This window comes from Nostoc mirabile CHAB5784, assembly GCF_020829645.1.
Classification (GTDB): Bacteria; Cyanobacteriota; Cyanobacteriia; order Cyanobacteriales; family Nostocaceae; genus Nostoc; species Nostoc mirabile.
In genome coordinates this window covers 1-15,872 of sequence record NZ_JAIVFS010000040.1, presented here as the reverse complement: position 1 = coordinate 15,872, position 15,872 = coordinate 1, and the positions used below count along the sequence as shown (strand labels likewise).

The following is a 15,872-nucleotide window of genomic DNA, read 5'->3' as shown; positions in this document are numbered from 1 at the left end:
TCAGAAAATTAACTAAATACATTTTCAAGTTAAAATCTAGTTAAAAGTGTGTAAAAAAAGCGTAATCTTCTGAAAGTAGGGCATCGATTGCAAGCACAAGAAATTAAGGATCGGCTAAAGTCCCTTATCGAGCAAGCCTCCTCGATAGATCGTAATTTAGCGAGAAGATTAGATGAAATCAATCGTTGGGTAAAAGACATCAAACCAGGTTCCCTGACTGCAAAACCCTTTGTCATTGCCTTTCTGCTAGAGGTGATTACGGATTCGACAATATGGTTGATAATCAAATCCTTACCTTCAGAAGAGGAACAAAAAGCCAAATTCGAGATGATGACGCCAATTGAGAGATATTGGTATGGTTATCTATTTCCCAGATGGTTTAATGCAAGTGACTCCAAGTTTTATATTTGGAAGCAAAAATTGATGGCAGGCGAATTTAATCAGGTAGATGATGATATCATTAAATCAATAGCCCAAGATATTGTTCAGCGAGAAGGTAGTTTTTGGCAGCGTTATATAGCCGACCTTTCTATGGCAACAGATTTAATTGTTAGTCGTAACAATCAACCACTGTGCATTCAAGTTACCAGTGTTAGTGAAGAACTCAATCAACAAAAGTACGAAGCTTGGCAAAATACACTGCGATCGTGGGAAATCGAGAGGGGGCTGTTCTTAAGTTACAATCCCAAAGATACTAATTTCGTTAACCAGTTAGTCAACGTGGCCCTGTATAACAGTGATTACCTTTCTGGTGGCAAATATTTAAAATTTTCGTGAACTTTTCAGGAATTTGATATTTCAGATTTGTGTCTAGCCTACATACTTACGTGCTAATTACAGCTTCTATGGCTAATAAAAGAGAAACTCACTGCAACAATCAAGTAGATACATTTGCTGAAGCTTTAGCGACGGCGCGACAAATGCAGCAAAACTGGCTAACTTATGGGGTTGATTTTGTCAATATTTACGTTGAAGATGTAGATGGAGACTGGCTAGAAACGTGGGGACATGACGAAATATTAGGTAATTTTCGATTAGATACTATTAAAGAATTTTTGGTAAGTAATGATAGTGTAGCTGTTAAAGTAAGACAGCATTTAGGAGAGCGATCGCTATTTGATTTTGCCGTAAACTTAGATGAATCTTGGAGAATTTCCCAAACCAATGACAGGTTATCTGCTGTAAAAAATCTGTTAGCTAGTGAAGGAAATAGTATTAATACAGATGATATCAGGTTATTGGATTTAGCAAATACTCTGGTGGTAAAGTTAGCAGAGATTTTGTGAAATTTAGAATTAAATTGTAGTAAATTGCTTCCAGAGGCTATTTACATTTATTCCTCACGTTGAAGCATTCATAAGATAGTTTGAGCATTTGTTGCAAACGTTAAATATTTTCTTATCAATGCTGAAGCAATTGTTACTCACGTTCAAGCATGTATAAGAAACGTTTAAGCAATTGTTGCAAACGTTAAATATTTTCTTATCAATGCTGAAGCAATTGTTACTCGCGTTCAAGCATGTATAAGAAAGGTTTAAGCATTTCTTGCAAACGTTAAAGCAATTGTTGCTCACGTTGAAGCATGTATAAGAAAGGTTTAAGCATTTCTTACAGCAATAAAAGCAGAAAGCCCATCGGCTTCTAGCCGTGGGATGAATGCGTGGCAACTTTAGTTGCCGTCAAGTTTTTCTAGCGAACGAATCCACTCACGAACTAAGTCTGTTTTAGTTCGTTTTGTTTTTTCAGCGTATTTTTCAAGAATTAGCATTTCATGTAATGGAACTCTGATACTCAATCTTATTTCTTTCATATTGTGTTGCATATATGAACACATATATGCTAACATATATTTATCGTTAATAGGTCGAGACGATGCTAGTAATAGATGCCAAGTTAAAAGGTAAACAGAGTCAATACAATTCATTAGATGAAGCAATTAGGACGGCTTTGTTTATTCGTAACAAGGCTCTAAGACATTGGATGGATAACAAAAATGTTGGCAAGAATGACCTTCAAAAGCTTTGTGCTGTTTTAGCCAAGGAATTTGACTTTGCAACGAAGCTAAACTCTATGGCTCGTCAAGCATCTGCTGATAGAGCATGGTTTGCAATTAAACGTTTTTATGACAATTGTAAAGCCAAGAAACTAGGAAAAAAAGGATACCCCAAGTTTAAAAAACGCGGGCATTCCGTAGAGTATAAGACTTCAGGATGGAAACTTTCTAACGATAAAAAGTACATCACATTTAGTGATGGTTTTGAGTCTGGAAGATTTAAGCTTGTTGGTACTCGTGATTTGAGTTTCTACTCTGTTAAGCAGATTAAGCGTATCAGAGTAGTTAAGCGAGCAGATGGGTATTATTGTCAATTTTGTGTTGATATTGAACGTAAAGAAGACCATCAGTATGATGGCAACCAAGTTGGAATTGATGTAGGACTTGAATTTTTCTACACTGATTCCAATGGTAGAACAGTTGAAAATCCTAGATTATTGCGTAGGGCTGAAAAGTGTCTCAAGCGTAAGCAACGCCAAGTTTCTAAATGTAAAAAACGTTCTTCTAATCGTCGAAAAGCTGTTAAGAAATTAGCTAAAAAGCACCTCAAGGTAAGTAGACAGCGTAAAGATTTTGTGGTTAAGACTGCAAGAACGCTTGTCCAGTCTAACGACTTGGTAGTCTATGAGGACTTGCAGGTAAAGAATATGGTTAAGAACCATCGTTTAGCTAAATCTATCAGCGATGCATCGTGGTCATTGTTCACAGATTGGGTGGACTACTACGCCAAAGTTTTTGGTACATGGGCTGCTTCAGTTCCACCCCACTATACGAGCCAAGATTGTTCTGTTTGTGGAACACGAGTCAAGAAGTCATTGTCTACTCGTACCCATAAATGTCATGAATGTGGAACAGTTATGCATCGTGACCACAATGCAGCAAAACAAATTTTGATGAAAGGACTAAAAAGTACCGTAGGGCATACGGGATCTAAAGCTTCTGGACAGAACAACCGCTGCTTAGGTGGGGAAACTCCTTTAAGTAAGTTGACTGAGTGAAAGAAGAATCCCACGGCTTTATGTGAAAACGAGCGACAGCGAAGTTTTCATAGCCGTGGGAGTGTCAAAAAGATTAAATATTTTCTTATGAATGTTAAAGCAATTGTTACTCAGGTTAAAACTTTGGTTAATAACTAGGATTTACGCAAAATATCTCTCAAACTCTGATTTCTCCGTGTCGCGCCAGTTGCTTCTCCCTACAGCCCTTCGGGCATCCTACGCAGGCGCTAGCCTCTCACGAATGGGATTCGGGGAGACGCGCAAGGGACAAGTCTCTTAACCGCAAGGGCGCACTGGCTTCTCTGCGCCTCTGCGGTTCGTTATTCCGTAACTCGTGCGTAATATCATGTCCGGCAAATTGCTTATGATATGTCATTGCGAGTGCAACGAAGTGGAGCGTTCGCTGAAAGCGTTCTCGAAGAGTAGCAATTCACTTGGACTCTGCGATTGCAACTCTTAGAGACGCTTTGCGAACACAACGTTTGCAATTGACTTGTGTTCAACCGCACATGATATAAGTCCTAAATAACGTTGAAAGTTTTCCCTTTAAGGGTAAACCCGACTTTCACCAGAGAAACTGAATTAGCCTCTATCTCTCTGGAATCTAAACAACTGCTATTGTATCCATCAGTGAGGATGTTGCTGGATAAGGTAGGATATTTTGGAACCAATTACAGCTAGTGCGATCGCAACTCTCGCTTTTAAAGGGTAAAAGTTCTTATCAATCGTGATGATGGTGTTATGTAGCTTGTAAAACTTAGTTAATAAATATTAACTTTACTAAAGTTTTGGAAAAACTAACATCCAGTTATTTTAACGTAACTAGTTCATTGATTGATACTTGATAGTTTGTGGAATGCAAAGCTTGCCTACCTAGATTTAAAGAGCAGCATCAACAAATCCAGAACACTTCCAATTTTTGCAATACAACCAATTAATTAAGATAACCAGAGGTATACATTATGGCTCCCGTATCTGATATCTTTCTGTTACAAGACTTAACAGGGTCATTTATTGACGACTTGCCCAACCTCAAAGATATCTTTCCTTCACTAGTAGATAACTTAAAAAACCCAAATTTTCAGATTATCTATGGTGCTGACCCTTTCTTTGGTGTTGCCTCTTTTAAAGATAAACCAGTTGGTGGTTTGGGTGATCCTGGTGACTTTGTTTATCGAAACAACATCGCTTTGACAGGGGATACAGTTAGTGTTATTTCAACAGTCAATGGCTTGAGTGCTGATGGTGGTGGGGATCTTCCGGAAGCACAACTAGAAGCACTTCTGCAACTATCTTTCAGTCCAAATTATAGATCAGATTCAACTCGCATTGCTTTAGTAGTCACGGATGCTGATTTTCACAAACCGCCAGATGGTGCAAACGCTAGTCCTACTATTACTCGACCTAATAATGGAGATAATGTAGTCGATGCTGATGAAGATTATCCGACTATTGTACAATTAAAAGATCGGCTAGTTGCAAGCAACATTATTCCCGTTTTTTTAGTTACACCGGATGTTGTAAGCTTTTATGAACAGCTAGTCATAGACCTCGGTCGGGGTGAAGTAATAGGTCTTGATAGGACAAGTATAACTATTGCTGATGCTATAAAGTTTGGCGTTGCTAGTGCAAGAGGAATAATAACCGAATCGGGAACACCAGAACCCAATACCATTGATTTAAGTGGTAGTGATAGTGATGAAATCGTGTTTTCAGGAAGTGGTAATGACGGTGTTACAGGAGGAAATGGTAACGATTATATTGATGCGGGAGCTGGTGATGACTTTGTTGATGGTGGTGATGGTGAAGATACACTTGATGGTGGAACTGGTGGTGACATAGGTCGTGGAGGAGGTGGTGATGATTTTGTCATCGATGGTTTATCTGGTAACGATATTTACGATGGGGGAGCAGGTAACGATACTATCATCGGCGGCCCTGGTATCGATAACCTGATTGGGGGAGAAGGTGATGATAATCTCCAAGGAGATCGTGGTAACGATATCCTTACAGGGGGAATAGGTAACGATAATCTTCAAGCAGGTGATGGTGACGATAACCTCAAGGGCGATAGTGGTAACGACATTTTAATCGGAGGCGCAGGTTCAGATATCTTTGTATTTGACAGTAGAAGAGCCTTTATCAGTTCTGATCTTGGAGTAGACCAAATTTCTGACTTTTCAAGTGGCACAGACAAAATCCGTTTGTCGAAAAAAACTTTTACCGCTCTAGACAACACTTCTAATAGTGAATTAATTGGCTCTAACTTTGCCGTAGTCGCTGTCGATTCTCTAGCTGGAGATAATAGTGCAGAGATTGTTTATAGCTCTAGCAGTGGCAACCTGTTCTACAACGAAAATAATAATGCGGCTGGTTTTGGTTCGGGAGGTTTGTTTGCAACTATTGTGGGTTCTCCTGTCAGTTTATTATCTTCAGATTTCTTTGTTTTTGCTGTGTAGATTAGTTTAGTTCTAAACCTAACTTAAGCTCGACTTTATCCATTTTTTGACAACGCTCAAGCTGACGCTGAAACGTTTGTGGAACAGCAGTTTTACTTTTTCAATGTCACTGATAATCAGTGACATTGAAAAAGTTTTTGCCATATCATATCATGTCCGCCAAATCACCCATAATAAAAGAACCCCACCCCCAACCCCTAAGAGCTTGCGGGGAGGTTAGCTCAAGCGCAGCTTTTGCGGGGTGGGGTTCCGGTTATTATGGTTAATTACCCGGACATCATATCAAGAGAAGCAAGTTCTTAGTTTTGGATAAAGTCAAGCTAACAAAGCTTTTGAGAAAACTGTCGAGAAATTCTATTAATATTGCCTGTCGTGATTAAAAGTAGTTTATAAGGTTGCTGAACTGTTAAAAAAGAGTTGATAAAATCCACATCTTTAGTAATTAAAATTCGATTTTGTTGAATTAATACGCTATTAATCTCATTATCTAGCGTAGCATTTTCCCCTGGTAAGTCTTTGGTGTGGATTGTGTCATAACCTGAAGTTTTGAGAAAACCGACAAGACGAACTGGTAACTGAGCATCGACAATAAATTTCATGAGGCGATTCGATGAATGCTTTTGACTTGGCACAGTCGAGCAGCAAATAACAAGACAGCCAAAATATCTTCAGATTCTAAATCGTCATAAGCTGATATGCGTCTAAATTATATAAACATTCTTTATAATCGTTGACGGTTGACGGTTATCGGTCATCAGTCAACCGTCAACAGTCATCAGGTAAATGTACAAGTTAAATGCGTAACAGCTTAATCTTTCAATATTTCTTCAGTAGTCATACCAGAACTGAGCAGTTCCAAAATAAACTCAACTGGATAACGAAGTCCTCGAATACAGGATTTATATTAATTCGTAATTCGTAGTGACGCTCGTTCGCTTTTAGCGTCTCCCTTTGGGAGAAGACTCGCTAACGCTGCGCTAACGTAATTCGTAATTAATAAAGTTTTACTTAGTCTGGGTTTCAGGGGTTATATCTGTTTCATTATTTTCGTGAAATGGTATTACCGTGGCAGATATTTTGATTATGAGTAATGCGTTGTAGAAGTGTATCATTCATAAATAAATATTCATAAATTATGACGATATTTTTGTTCTCATATTCTAATTCTAAACCTCATCTAACTTGATAACTGTAGTTTTTTACCAAAGTTTTGCGATTGCTTCCTACCCTGCGGGAACGCTAAGAGCGAACGTCGCAATGACACAACAGAATAATTCAAAACTCCAGGTTTCAACATGGACGAGGTTTAGATGCCAAATAACGACAACAGAAAAATAATTGTAGCTACAAATAAATACTTTTGACTTTTAATTTATTTTTGATTTAAGGTTTTGCAAGTATAAAATTATACTTTAATATCCAAATAAGAAAGGCGATCGCCCTCTGCCAAGAATCTGCGATCGCCTTTCTGCAAACCCCCATTCTGGGAGATAATTACAATGATGACACAAGTACAAAAGTTTGTAAAAAATCAGAAGCTCGCCCAATCAGAATTACAACAGTACTTAGATGGTGAAAACTTAAATACACCCATCCTTAATCAATCTTCTGAAAATCAATTACCGAAAAGAGAACCGATTAAACATCTATTAATAGGTTCTCCAAAAGCAGTTACTAGCACAATTCACTATCTGCAACTGATTGGCTACGCCAGCATCGGCGATTGGAGTCCGCTACTACCAACCGCCAACCCAGGCGAGGTAATGAGTATTTTAATCCGTCAGATTTTAATGCAATAGGACATATCAAGATGGTGCGTTGTCGTGCAGCGCAACGCACCCTACTTGAACTTCATCTGTCGTAAGGGTTTAGCAATGGCATTGGTGTCAACTTAAGCTAAAAGTAGCTTAACTGTTAGCTGACTCGCCCGCCTGGAACTAAAGTTCTAGGCTAATAGCTAAAGTCTACTAAAGTAGACTAAAGATTTTTCGGATTATTTAGTCATCAAGAGATGACTTTCGCTATTAGCAAGGAACTTTAGTTCCTTGCGGGACATGGCTTTTACGTTAAGTTGACACGTATGAGCAATGTGCTAAACCCAAAAAGCAGTGATTTTAATCAGAAAATAGCGCCTCTAAATCGCGGTAGCCACTCACTACCCGCACAACTTCAATCCCCTCTGCAATTGGGCGATAAAATATCAAATAATCATCAACTGGAAAGCTTCGCAACGCAGGTAAAAGTTCATCCCGTCTACGTCCCATACTGGGAAACTGTGCTAAAGTATCCAACTTTTGAGTGATGAGTGTGAGTAATCTATCTGCAACATCTGGATTTCCAGCAAATAGGTAATCGTTAATTTCTTGTAAATCTTTTGCAGCTTGGAGCGATAAAAAATATAAACTCATTATTGTGCCTGAGTCTTTCTCAAAGCTTGGTTCTTTTGACGCAGTTGCTCGATTACTTCTCTACCGTCGAGTCGTTCTTGGCGATCAAGTTGCTCAACCCCAATCATAATTTCTCTTTGCAGTTCCTCAAACCGACCCTTGTAAATACGTTCCCGTTCCTCTAACAGCCTAATACCTGCAAGAATCACTTCCTCATTTGAGGTGTACTTTCCGCTTGCAACCTGACTTTGAATGAACTGCTCAAGCTCGGTTGTTAAGGAAATATTCATAAACTATTACCATATTTTTGTTCTCATATCCTAATTTTAGATGCGAAATCAATACGGTTGGTGTTAAGAGGATGTTTTAAAAGTATTTGGCTGTGATTTTAGGCACTTATTGATCCCCCCTAACCCCCCTTAAAAAGGGGGGAACCGGAATCAAAGTCCCCCAATTTATCGGGGGATTTAGGAGGATCTAGAACGTTTTGATACCTACAATAGGACTTTTAAAACATCCTCTAAGGCTTAACTCTTTGTCAAAGTTAATTTTTTTAACGAACCGCGAAAACGCAAAGAACGCAAAGGAAGAGAAGAAAAAGAAGGAAGAAATGCTTAACTGAACTGTATTGGATGCGAAATGACAGCAGCCCATTGCGATCGCATTCACTAGATGTTAAAACTTTTGGTGTATTGACTTATACGCAAATTACTCCACTTGCATTACGCTCGCACACATTTAACCCTCTTCAAAATGCACCACAACCACGTTAAGCTGGATTAGAGTAGCAATTTATTGCGCTTTTTAATATGCAAATCTCTGTTCTTGTCAAATTTTAATTTTTTCTGCTTGAGAAACCCGGAATGCTAGACCGAATTTTTGATTACCTCGACTTTCATTTCAGCGTTGAAGCCCCTATAGTTCTGCTGATCCTGGTGCTTTTAGAGGCGCTGTTATCTGCCGACAATGCCATCGCCCTGGCTGCGATCGCAAGGGGGCTAGAAGATAAAGAACTTGAGCGTAGAGCTTTGAACTTTGGTTTAGTCGTTGCTTATGTGCTGCGAATCACCTTGATTCTAACTGCCACTTGGGTGCAAAAATTCTGGCAATTTGAATTATTGGGCGCTGCTTATCTGCTGTGGTTGGTATTCCAACACTTTACCTCTCAACAAAGTGAAGACGATCACCATCACGGGCCGCGTTTTAATTCATTGTTGCAAGCAATACCCGTGATTGCATTTACAGATTTGGCATTTTCTTTGGATAGCGTGACAACTGCGATCGCAGTTTCTCAAGAAAAATGGCTAGTGCTGACGGGTGCAACAATTGGTATTATTACGCTGCGATTCATGGCGGGATTGTTTATCCGTTGGCTAGACGAATATGAAAACCTAGAAGACGCAGGCTATGTAACTGTAGCGTTGGTAGGCTTGCGCTTGTTGTTGAAAGTGGTGAACGATAGTTTAGTTCCACCAGAATGGATAATGATTGCTGCGATCTTCCTGATTTTAGGCTGGGGATTTTCCAAGCGTGTTGGCACTGAATTACCCCAAGTAGAACCAGAAAAGAGCGAAGTCTCGAAGTAAGTGAGGAGTTAGGAGTCAGGAGTGATATCATGTCCGCATAATTAGTTATGATTCCCACAGTCATTGCACCCCACACGCTATCCGGCTCCACTTGGGGAGACCCCAAGACCGCACTGGCTCCCCAAAATCTCCCCTCCCCGCAAGCAGGAGGGGAGACAAAGCGACGATTGTCGGGGTGGGGTGATTCGGGTTTAATAAGTAATCAAGCAGACATGATATGAGAAATTTTTAACTCCTAACTTTTGTACAGACGCGATTAATCGCGTCTCCCCATTACTCGTGCAACCAAGGCGTTAAGTGTGGTTGCCAATTCACTAATTCTTCATCCTTAAACCATAGGGCTATTTCCCGTTGCGCGGTTTCTTGAGCATCAGAACCGTGGATTAAGTTGCGACCAATATTCAGACCAAAATCGCCCCGAATCGTTCCCGGCTCTGCTGTTAAGGGGTTTGTCGCACCAATAATCTTTCTGGCAGATGCAACAACGCCATCACCTTCCCATACCATCGCTATCACTGGGCTAGAAGTGATAAATTCGACTAGACCAGCAAAAAACGGACGTTCCCGGTGAACATCATAGTGTTGTTCAGCCAATTCCCGACTGACTTTGAGGAACTTTAAACCAACTAGGGTAAAACCTTTAGTTTCAAAGCGACGGATAATTTCCCCCACTAATCCCCGTTGTACTCCATCTGGCTTAATTGCTAAGAATGTGCGTTCCAAAGTTATCTCCAAAAACTTAATGAATTTTTTATTTTGTCAATTGTCATTTGTCAATTGTCATTTGTCCTTTGTCCTTTGTCATTTTCTGTCTTGAGTTTAAGGGTTTTCCACTAATGACCAATGACCAATGACTAATGACTAATGACTAATGACCAATGACCAATGACTAATGACCAATCAGAGTTTATCTCAGAAATTATCTTTGGGTGCATATACGTTCCCAAATGAATGCGTTAAATTGTTAATTCGTGGGTGAAAAACAGAGGTTAGGAAGAAATGGGTGTTGATTCAACTACTACATCTGACGAGGTGGTACCAGTACCGTCCAATGGACACAAAGAAGTGAAAAATCATAAGCAAAAAAAGCTGTTACCACCTAGTCCTACCACAGGAGATTTACCTCGCTCCTGGAAAATTGAGGATAGTGAAGCCTTATACCGGATTGAAGGTTGGGGACAACCTTATTTTTCTATTAGCGCTGCTGGACACGTTACCGTGTCACCCAAGGGCGATCGCGGGGGTTCTCTAGACTTGTTTGAATTGGTCAACGCCATGAAGCAGCGCAACTTGGGACTTCCCATGTTGATTCGCTTTTCCGATATTTTAGAAGACCGGATTGAGCGGTTGAATGCTTGTTTTGCTAAAGCGATCGCTCGCTATAATTACCCTGGTGTCTACCGTGGCGTGTTTCCCGTCAAATGCAACCAAGAACGGCATTTGATTGAGGATTTAGTCAAGTTTGGCAAACCCCATCAATTTGGTTTAGAAGCCGGTTCCAAGCCAGAATTAATGATTGCTCTGGCTGTCCTGGATACACCAGGAGCATTGTTAGTTTGCAACGGCTACAAAGACCGAGAATACATCGAAACGGCAATGTTAGCCCAAAGATTAGGGCAAACACCAATCATCGTCTTAGAACAGATTGAAGAGGTTGATTTGGTGATCGATGCCAATCGCCAGTTAGGTATTAAGCCGATATTAGGCGTTCGAGCTAAACTCAGTACCCAAGGTATGGGACGTTGGGGAGCCTCTAGTGGCGATCGCGCTAAATTTGGTTTGACAATGCCTGAAGTAATCGAGGCTGTTGACAAGTTACGGGAAGCTAACCTGCTCGATTCTTTGCAGTTAATGCACTTTCACATCGGCTCCCAAATCTCTGCCATTAATGTGATTAAAGATGCTATCCAAGAAGCCAGCCGCATTTATGTGGAATTGTCCATGCTGGGGGCGGATATGAAATACCTTGATGTTGGCGGCGGCTTGGGCGTAGATTATGATGGCTCCCAAACCAACTTCTATGCATCGAAAAATTACAACATGCAGAACTATGCCAACGACATTGTGGCAGAGTTAAAAGATACCTGTGCAGAGCGGCAGATTCCCGTACCAACACTGATTAGTGAAAGTGGACGAGCGATCGCTTCCCATCAGTCGGTGCTGATTTTTGATGTTCTTAGTACTAGTGATGTCCCTCTCGATTCACCAGAACCACCACAAGAGGGAGAATCTCCAATAATTAATTATCTTTGGGAAAGCTACCAATCGATTAACCAAGAGAATTACCAAGAGTTGTACCACGACGCTGCACAATTCAAAGAAGAAGCCATCAGCCGCTTCAACTTAGGAATATTACGCCTCAGAGAACGAGCCAAAGCCGAACGCCTCTACTGGGCTTGTTGTCAGAAAATTCTCAACATCACTAGACAGCAAGAATACGTACCCGATGAACTGGAAGACCTAGAAAAAATCATGGCTTCCATCTACTACGTGAATATGTCAGTGTTTCAATCAGCACCAGATTGCTGGGCGATCGATCAACTATTCCCAATCATGCCAATCCACCGCTTGGATGAAGAACCAACGCGGCGGGGAATTTTGGCAGACCTCACCTGCGATAGTGATGGTAAAATCGACCGCTTTATTGACCTGCGCGATGTCAAATCGGTTTTAGAGTTGCACACCTACAAGCCCGGAGAACCCTATTATTTGGGAATGTTCCTAAATGGAGCTTACCAGGAAATTATGGGCAATTTGCACAACCTATTTGGTGATACTAACGCCGTTCACATTCAATTGACGCCCAAAGGCTACCAGATTGAACACATTGTCAAAGGCGACACCATGAGCGAAGTGGTAAGCTACGTTCAGTATGACTCCGAAGATATGGTGGAAAACATTCGCCAGCGTTGCGAGAAAGCATTAGAAGAAAAGCGCATCACCCTAGCGGAATCTCAGCGACTGCTACAAACCTACGAGCAAAGTCTCAGAAGATATACGTACTTAAATAGTTAGGGTATAGGTTACAGGGTATAGGTTACAAATTTATTCCCTGTTCCCTGTTCCCTATACCCTATTCCCTAATTTACATTTGTCCCCAACAATTCCTCTATCGCTTGTAACTCAAGAGGCGTATGTGATGGCGGAGTCTGACGGGCATCGGTAATCAGCCAGTCTAGAGCAGCCGCTTGAACATCTATTGCAGCGCCAGTTTTATCCACACAATAACGTCCAAACACCAGCTTATCGACTAAACGCACTCCTGGCCCCAGGCGCGACCATTCAAAAATCACGCTGTTTTCGACTGTTGCGCCACTACATATCCAACAATTAGGGCCAATCATCGCTGGGCCAACAATTTTTGCTCCGTCTTCTATTCTCGTCATCCCGCCAATATAAACCGGGCCAGTGATATCCACTTTGTCCCAATTTACGGCGACATTTAAGCCAGTGTAGATGCCAGGGGCGACTTCATGACCAGGAATTTGCACATTCTTGATTTCACCCAGCAGTACACCGCGAATCGCCCGCCAATAATCTGGTACTTTACCAATATCTACCCATTCAAAGTCCATAGGGATGGCGTAGAAGGGGGCTTTGATTTCCACCAATTTGGGAAACAATTGGCCACCAATGTCATATTCGACACCAGAGGGGATATAGTTAAACACCTCTGGCTCAAAGATGTAAATACCTGTATTGATGTTGGTGCTGAGGGCTTCTTCAGTTGAAGGTTTTTCTTGGAAAGCTTTAACACGCCCCTCTTCGTCAGTGACCACCACACCGTAGCTAGAAACTTCTTCCTTGGGGACAGATTTTGTAATAATAGTAGCGATCGAGCCTCTAGCTCTATGCCATTTAACCGCCGCAGTTAAATCCAAATCAATTAAAGCATCACCGCACAACACCACAAAGGTATCGTCAAAAAACGGTGAGAAGTCTTGGATGCGCCGCATCCCTCCAGCTGAACCTATTGCTTCGCCTTCCAGTTTACCGTTGTCATCAATTTTCCCTTCAAAGGAATAGGCAATTTGCACCCCAAACCTCTGACCGTCACGAAAATAGTTTTCTATTTCCTCAGCCAAATGACTAACGTTGACCATAATCTGGTCAAATCCATGTCGGCGTAACAGTTCCAGCAAGAACTCCATCACTGGCTTTTGCAGGATGGGAATCATTGGTTTGGGAATTGTATAGGTAATCGGACGCACGCGAGTACCCTTGCCAGCCGCGAGAATCATCGCTTTCATAAAAATTTATTCCTCAACCACAAGCCAGTTTACTTTCATCGAGTGATACTTAATCATCAGTTTTTATTTCTGCTCTAAGTTATCCCTTAAACAGGGATAACAGGAATTTAGTGGTTATTGCAACCATAGGTATACTTAGATGACAAGCGATCGCTTATCTTTTCAATTTACTCGGATTTTGGGACTGAATCAAAAATCTATAAATTATCTGTAAAGCTACTTATCACTTTTTTAGTTCATCGACTCCTCAAAAGGTTTACCAGTCTTAGCTGAATCTGTAAGTAGCCGAATTTTAATCTCATGGTAAAACTCCTCTTGAAATAGCTCTACTTTCGATTGAGCCGAGAGTAACAGTAGCGCCCAGAAAACGCTAACTAAATGACTGTGTTTAGAATCATGTCCAGAGCCATTTTGGTTGAGATGCTTTGTCTGAGTCCACAACTCTACAAGTTGTTCTAGATTCAACCAATTTTGTTCTAAATTTAGCTCCCTTGCCGACACATTCAACACCTGCTCCAGTTCCCTAGCTACTTCCGTCAGATTTTCCTGGTGAGCTAACTCCAGCGCCTCCCGCATACTTTGGACGCTAGGCAACCGTCTGGGACGAATAGGTTTGCTGACTTTTTCTACCTGTTTTAGCTGGTTCGCCATAATCTGCAATTGCTTAATTAACTCTTGCAGAGTCACACGGCGCTTTGGTGGCGGCATTGCCGATGCACGACGACGCAATTGCCGTTCTAATGGTAGACGATGACCCTGATGTGATATTCCGTCTTCATCTTCCAATAGGGAATCATCTACTACACCATCCTGGACATCTCCTACTGTTGACAATTGCATCAAGGTATTGGCTTTGAATAATACCAGCATTGATGCTGACAAAAAAGCCTGTCCAGATTGAGACAAGTCGGATTCATAACCTCTTCCTATTGCCTCCGGTGCCATCAGTTCTAAGTAACGGTCAATCACCTCAATCACTTGGACATCCCAAGGGTCAATTTCTCCCTGTTGGGCTTGGTAAATCAGGAGTGTGATTGTTTCTAATAGCTCGGAAGCTTCCATTAACGGGTTCTAAGTTAATTAATGAGAATCAAAAGACCGTAAATTCAACACTAAACTCATTGACTATTGGCAAAGCGTGTACTTTATGAATTCCCTTGCGCTTATTTTATTCAGGAATTGCCTGCTGGCAGTATCCCCTGAAATTTGTAATCAATCACCATTGTGAATTGTGAGATCAGATTGTGCAACTTTTGATTTTAGTAGGACTTACGCAAAATATCTCTCAAACTCTGATTTCTCCGTGTACTCTGCGCCTCTGTGGTTCGTTATTCCGTAACTCTTGCGTAAGTCCTATTTAGGTATTGGGCATAGGGAGTTAGAACTTGAAAGTTCACCCTCAAAGGCTCAAAGTTGAGCTTCTGAGGGTGAACGTTGAGCTTCTGAAGGTGGAAGTTGAGCTTCTGAGGGTGGAAGTTGAGCTTCTGAGGGTGAACGTTGAGCTTCTGAAGGTGAACGTTGAGCTTCTGAAGGTGAACGTTGAGCTTCTGAAGGTGGAAGTTGAGCTTCTGAGGGTGGAAGTTGAGCTTCTGAGGGTGAACGTTGAGCTTCTGAAGTCACCTTCAAGTTTTAACAAAGTTTAAGGGTTTAATTCCCCAGCAAGACAGGCAGCACGAATTGAACGCCTAATATAAAATCCCCATTACAAAACGTAATTGCGTTAGCGTAGCGTTAGCTCATCCTGGAGCGTCATTGCGAATTGCGAATTGCGAATTGTTTAACTCCCCCTGCCGCCTTAATCAGGGGGCGAGTCATGAGCAATAGTGACAGTTGATACAAAGTCACTTGGCTTACCGCTCTTGATGGCATCGAAAGTGCCTTTAATAGTACCAGCAATGGGAACAGCAACAAGTGTCCCCAACAACCCAGCAATCTCAAATCCCATCAAAATAGCTACGAAAATCCAGATGGGATTCAGCCCAATAAAGTTGCCAAGTAACCTGGGAGCGAACCTGACTTTTCCCGTTAAGTCTGTTTTGCAAGCTGCCAACCTTCACAGAGGTCGTGTAATTTTAACCAACCTCGCCACAGTACCTGGATACCAATTGGTGTTTTGCTTCGATGTTCTAGGTAGCCGCC

General features: G+C 41.3%; 15 protein-coding genes and 1 pseudogene. 7 read left to right on the top strand and 9 right to left on the bottom strand.

Going from position 1 to position 15,872, the window contains the following annotated elements:
- Positions 1-87 precede the first annotated feature (87 nt).
- The 4 genes from LC653_RS23435 to LC653_RS23420 all read left to right on the top strand — a co-directional run bounded on the left by LC653_RS23435 (position 88) and on the right by LC653_RS23420 (position 5,510).
- On the top strand, positions 88-777 hold the full coding sequence (locus tag LC653_RS23435; RefSeq protein WP_229497128.1) for a hypothetical protein: 690 nt from the start codon (positions 88-90) through the stop codon (positions 775-777).
- Positions 778-845: 68 nt separating this feature from the next.
- A complete protein-coding gene (locus LC653_RS23430; RefSeq protein WP_229497127.1) occupies positions 846-1,286 on the top strand; it encodes a hypothetical protein in 441 nt (146 codons plus the stop codon).
- Positions 1,287-1,872: 586 nt separating this feature from the next.
- A complete protein-coding gene (locus LC653_RS23425) occupies positions 1,873-3,051 on the top strand; it encodes an RNA-guided endonuclease InsQ/TnpB family protein (protein WP_229497126.1) in 1,179 nt (392 codons plus the stop codon).
- A 962-nt stretch (positions 3,052-4,013) separates the two neighbouring features.
- On the top strand, positions 4,014-5,510 hold the full coding sequence (locus LC653_RS23420; RefSeq protein ID WP_229497125.1) for a hypothetical protein: 1,497 nt from the start codon (positions 4,014-4,016) through the stop codon (positions 5,508-5,510).
- 320 nt (positions 5,511-5,830) lie between these two features.
- Here the strand turns inward: LC653_RS23420 and LC653_RS23415 are convergent, their stop codons facing one another.
- A complete protein-coding gene (locus LC653_RS23415) occupies positions 5,831-6,109 on the bottom strand; it encodes a DUF5615 family PIN-like protein (protein WP_229497124.1) in 279 nt (92 codons plus the stop codon).
- A 209-nt stretch (positions 6,110-6,318) separates the two neighbouring features.
- Complete coding sequence (locus tag LC653_RS46325; protein ID WP_372478213.1) at positions 6,319-6,402, bottom strand: DUF433 domain-containing protein; 84 nt, start codon at positions 6,400-6,402, stop codon at positions 6,319-6,321.
- A 607-nt stretch (positions 6,403-7,009) separates the two neighbouring features.
- Here LC653_RS46325 and LC653_RS23405 point away from each other — a divergent pair.
- Positions 7,010-7,309 (top strand): hypothetical protein, encoded by a 300-nt coding sequence (locus LC653_RS23405; RefSeq protein ID WP_229497123.1) that lies wholly within the window; start codon positions 7,010-7,012, stop codon positions 7,307-7,309.
- A 315-nt stretch (positions 7,310-7,624) separates the two neighbouring features.
- Here the strand turns inward: LC653_RS23405 and LC653_RS23400 are convergent, their stop codons facing one another.
- Complete coding sequence (locus LC653_RS23400) at positions 7,625-7,918, bottom strand: type II toxin-antitoxin system RelE/ParE family toxin (RefSeq protein ID WP_229497122.1); 294 nt, start codon at positions 7,916-7,918, stop codon at positions 7,625-7,627.
- Complete coding sequence (locus LC653_RS23395) at positions 7,918-8,187, bottom strand: type II toxin-antitoxin system ParD family antitoxin (RefSeq protein ID WP_229497121.1); 270 nt, start codon at positions 8,185-8,187, stop codon at positions 7,918-7,920. The genes LC653_RS23400 and LC653_RS23395 overlap by 1 nt, the downstream gene beginning before the upstream one ends.
- Positions 8,188-8,760: 573 nt before the next feature.
- Between LC653_RS23395 and LC653_RS23390 the strand changes: the two genes are divergently transcribed.
- A complete protein-coding gene (locus tag LC653_RS23390; RefSeq protein ID WP_229497120.1) occupies positions 8,761-9,483 on the top strand; it encodes a TerC family protein in 723 nt (240 codons plus the stop codon).
- 273 nt (positions 9,484-9,756) lie between these two features.
- On the opposite strand, the gene ndk is transcribed toward LC653_RS23390, so the two are convergent.
- Positions 9,757-10,206 (bottom strand): nucleoside-diphosphate kinase, encoded by a 450-nt coding sequence (gene ndk, locus LC653_RS23385; RefSeq protein WP_229497119.1) that lies wholly within the window; start codon positions 10,204-10,206, stop codon positions 9,757-9,759.
- Positions 10,207-10,482: 276 nt separating this feature from the next.
- Here ndk and speA point away from each other — a divergent pair, with 276 nt between their 5' ends.
- Entirely contained in the window at positions 10,483-12,498 is a 2,016-nt protein-coding gene (gene speA, locus LC653_RS23380; protein ID WP_229497118.1) for a biosynthetic arginine decarboxylase, read from the top strand.
- A gap of 65 nt (positions 12,499-12,563) precedes the next feature.
- Here the strand turns inward: speA and LC653_RS23375 are convergent, their stop codons facing one another.
- The 4 genes and pseudogenes from LC653_RS23375 to LC653_RS23360 all read right to left on the bottom strand — a co-directional run.
- Complete coding sequence (locus LC653_RS23375) at positions 12,564-13,733, bottom strand: nucleotidyltransferase family protein (protein WP_229497117.1); 1,170 nt, start codon at positions 13,731-13,733, stop codon at positions 12,564-12,566.
- Positions 13,734-13,964: 231 nt separating this feature from the next.
- Positions 13,965-14,795 carry a segregation/condensation protein A gene (locus LC653_RS23370; RefSeq protein ID WP_229497116.1) on the bottom strand — a complete coding sequence of 277 codons (831 nt, stop codon included), beginning with the start codon at positions 14,793-14,795 and terminating at the stop codon, positions 13,965-13,967.
- Positions 14,796-15,140: 345 nt separating this feature from the next.
- Complete coding sequence (locus LC653_RS23365; protein ID WP_229497115.1) at positions 15,141-15,353, bottom strand: hypothetical protein; 213 nt, start codon at positions 15,351-15,353, stop codon at positions 15,141-15,143.
- A gap of 175 nt (positions 15,354-15,528) precedes the next feature.
- Positions 15,529-15,741 (bottom strand): annotated as a pseudogene (locus LC653_RS23360) (AI-2E family transporter); the annotation flags it as partial.
- Positions 15,742-15,872: the final 131 nt, after the last annotated feature.

Excerpts from the sequence above, each read along its gene's own strand:
- LC653_RS23430 (WP_229497127.1), top strand. The coding sequence starts at position 846 with ATGGCTAATAAAAGAGAAACTCACTGCAACAATCAAGTAGATACATTT.
- LC653_RS23425 (WP_229497126.1), top strand. The coding sequence starts at position 1,873 with ATGCTAGTAATAGATGCCAAGTTAAAAGGTAAACAGAGTCAATACAAT.
- LC653_RS23420 (WP_229497125.1), top strand. The coding sequence starts at position 4,014 with ATGGCTCCCGTATCTGATATCTTTCTGTTACAAGACTTAACAGGGTCA.
- LC653_RS23415 (WP_229497124.1), bottom strand. The coding sequence starts at position 6,109 with ATGAAATTTATTGTCGATGCTCAGTTACCAGTTCGTCTTGTCGGTTTT.
- LC653_RS23405 (WP_229497123.1), top strand. The coding sequence starts at position 7,010 with ATGATGACACAAGTACAAAAGTTTGTAAAAAATCAGAAGCTCGCCCAA.
- LC653_RS23400 (WP_229497122.1), bottom strand. The coding sequence starts at position 7,918 with ATGAGTTTATATTTTTTATCGCTCCAAGCTGCAAAAGATTTACAAGAA.
- LC653_RS23395 (WP_229497121.1), bottom strand. The coding sequence starts at position 8,187 with ATGAATATTTCCTTAACAACCGAGCTTGAGCAGTTCATTCAAAGTCAG.
- LC653_RS23390 (WP_229497120.1), top strand. The coding sequence starts at position 8,761 with ATGCTAGACCGAATTTTTGATTACCTCGACTTTCATTTCAGCGTTGAA.
- speA (WP_229497118.1), top strand. The coding sequence starts at position 10,483 with ATGGGTGTTGATTCAACTACTACATCTGACGAGGTGGTACCAGTACCG.
- LC653_RS23375 (WP_229497117.1), bottom strand. The coding sequence starts at position 13,733 with ATGAAAGCGATGATTCTCGCGGCTGGCAAGGGTACTCGCGTGCGTCCG.
- LC653_RS23370 (WP_229497116.1), bottom strand. The coding sequence starts at position 14,795 with ATGGAAGCTTCCGAGCTATTAGAAACAATCACACTCCTGATTTACCAA.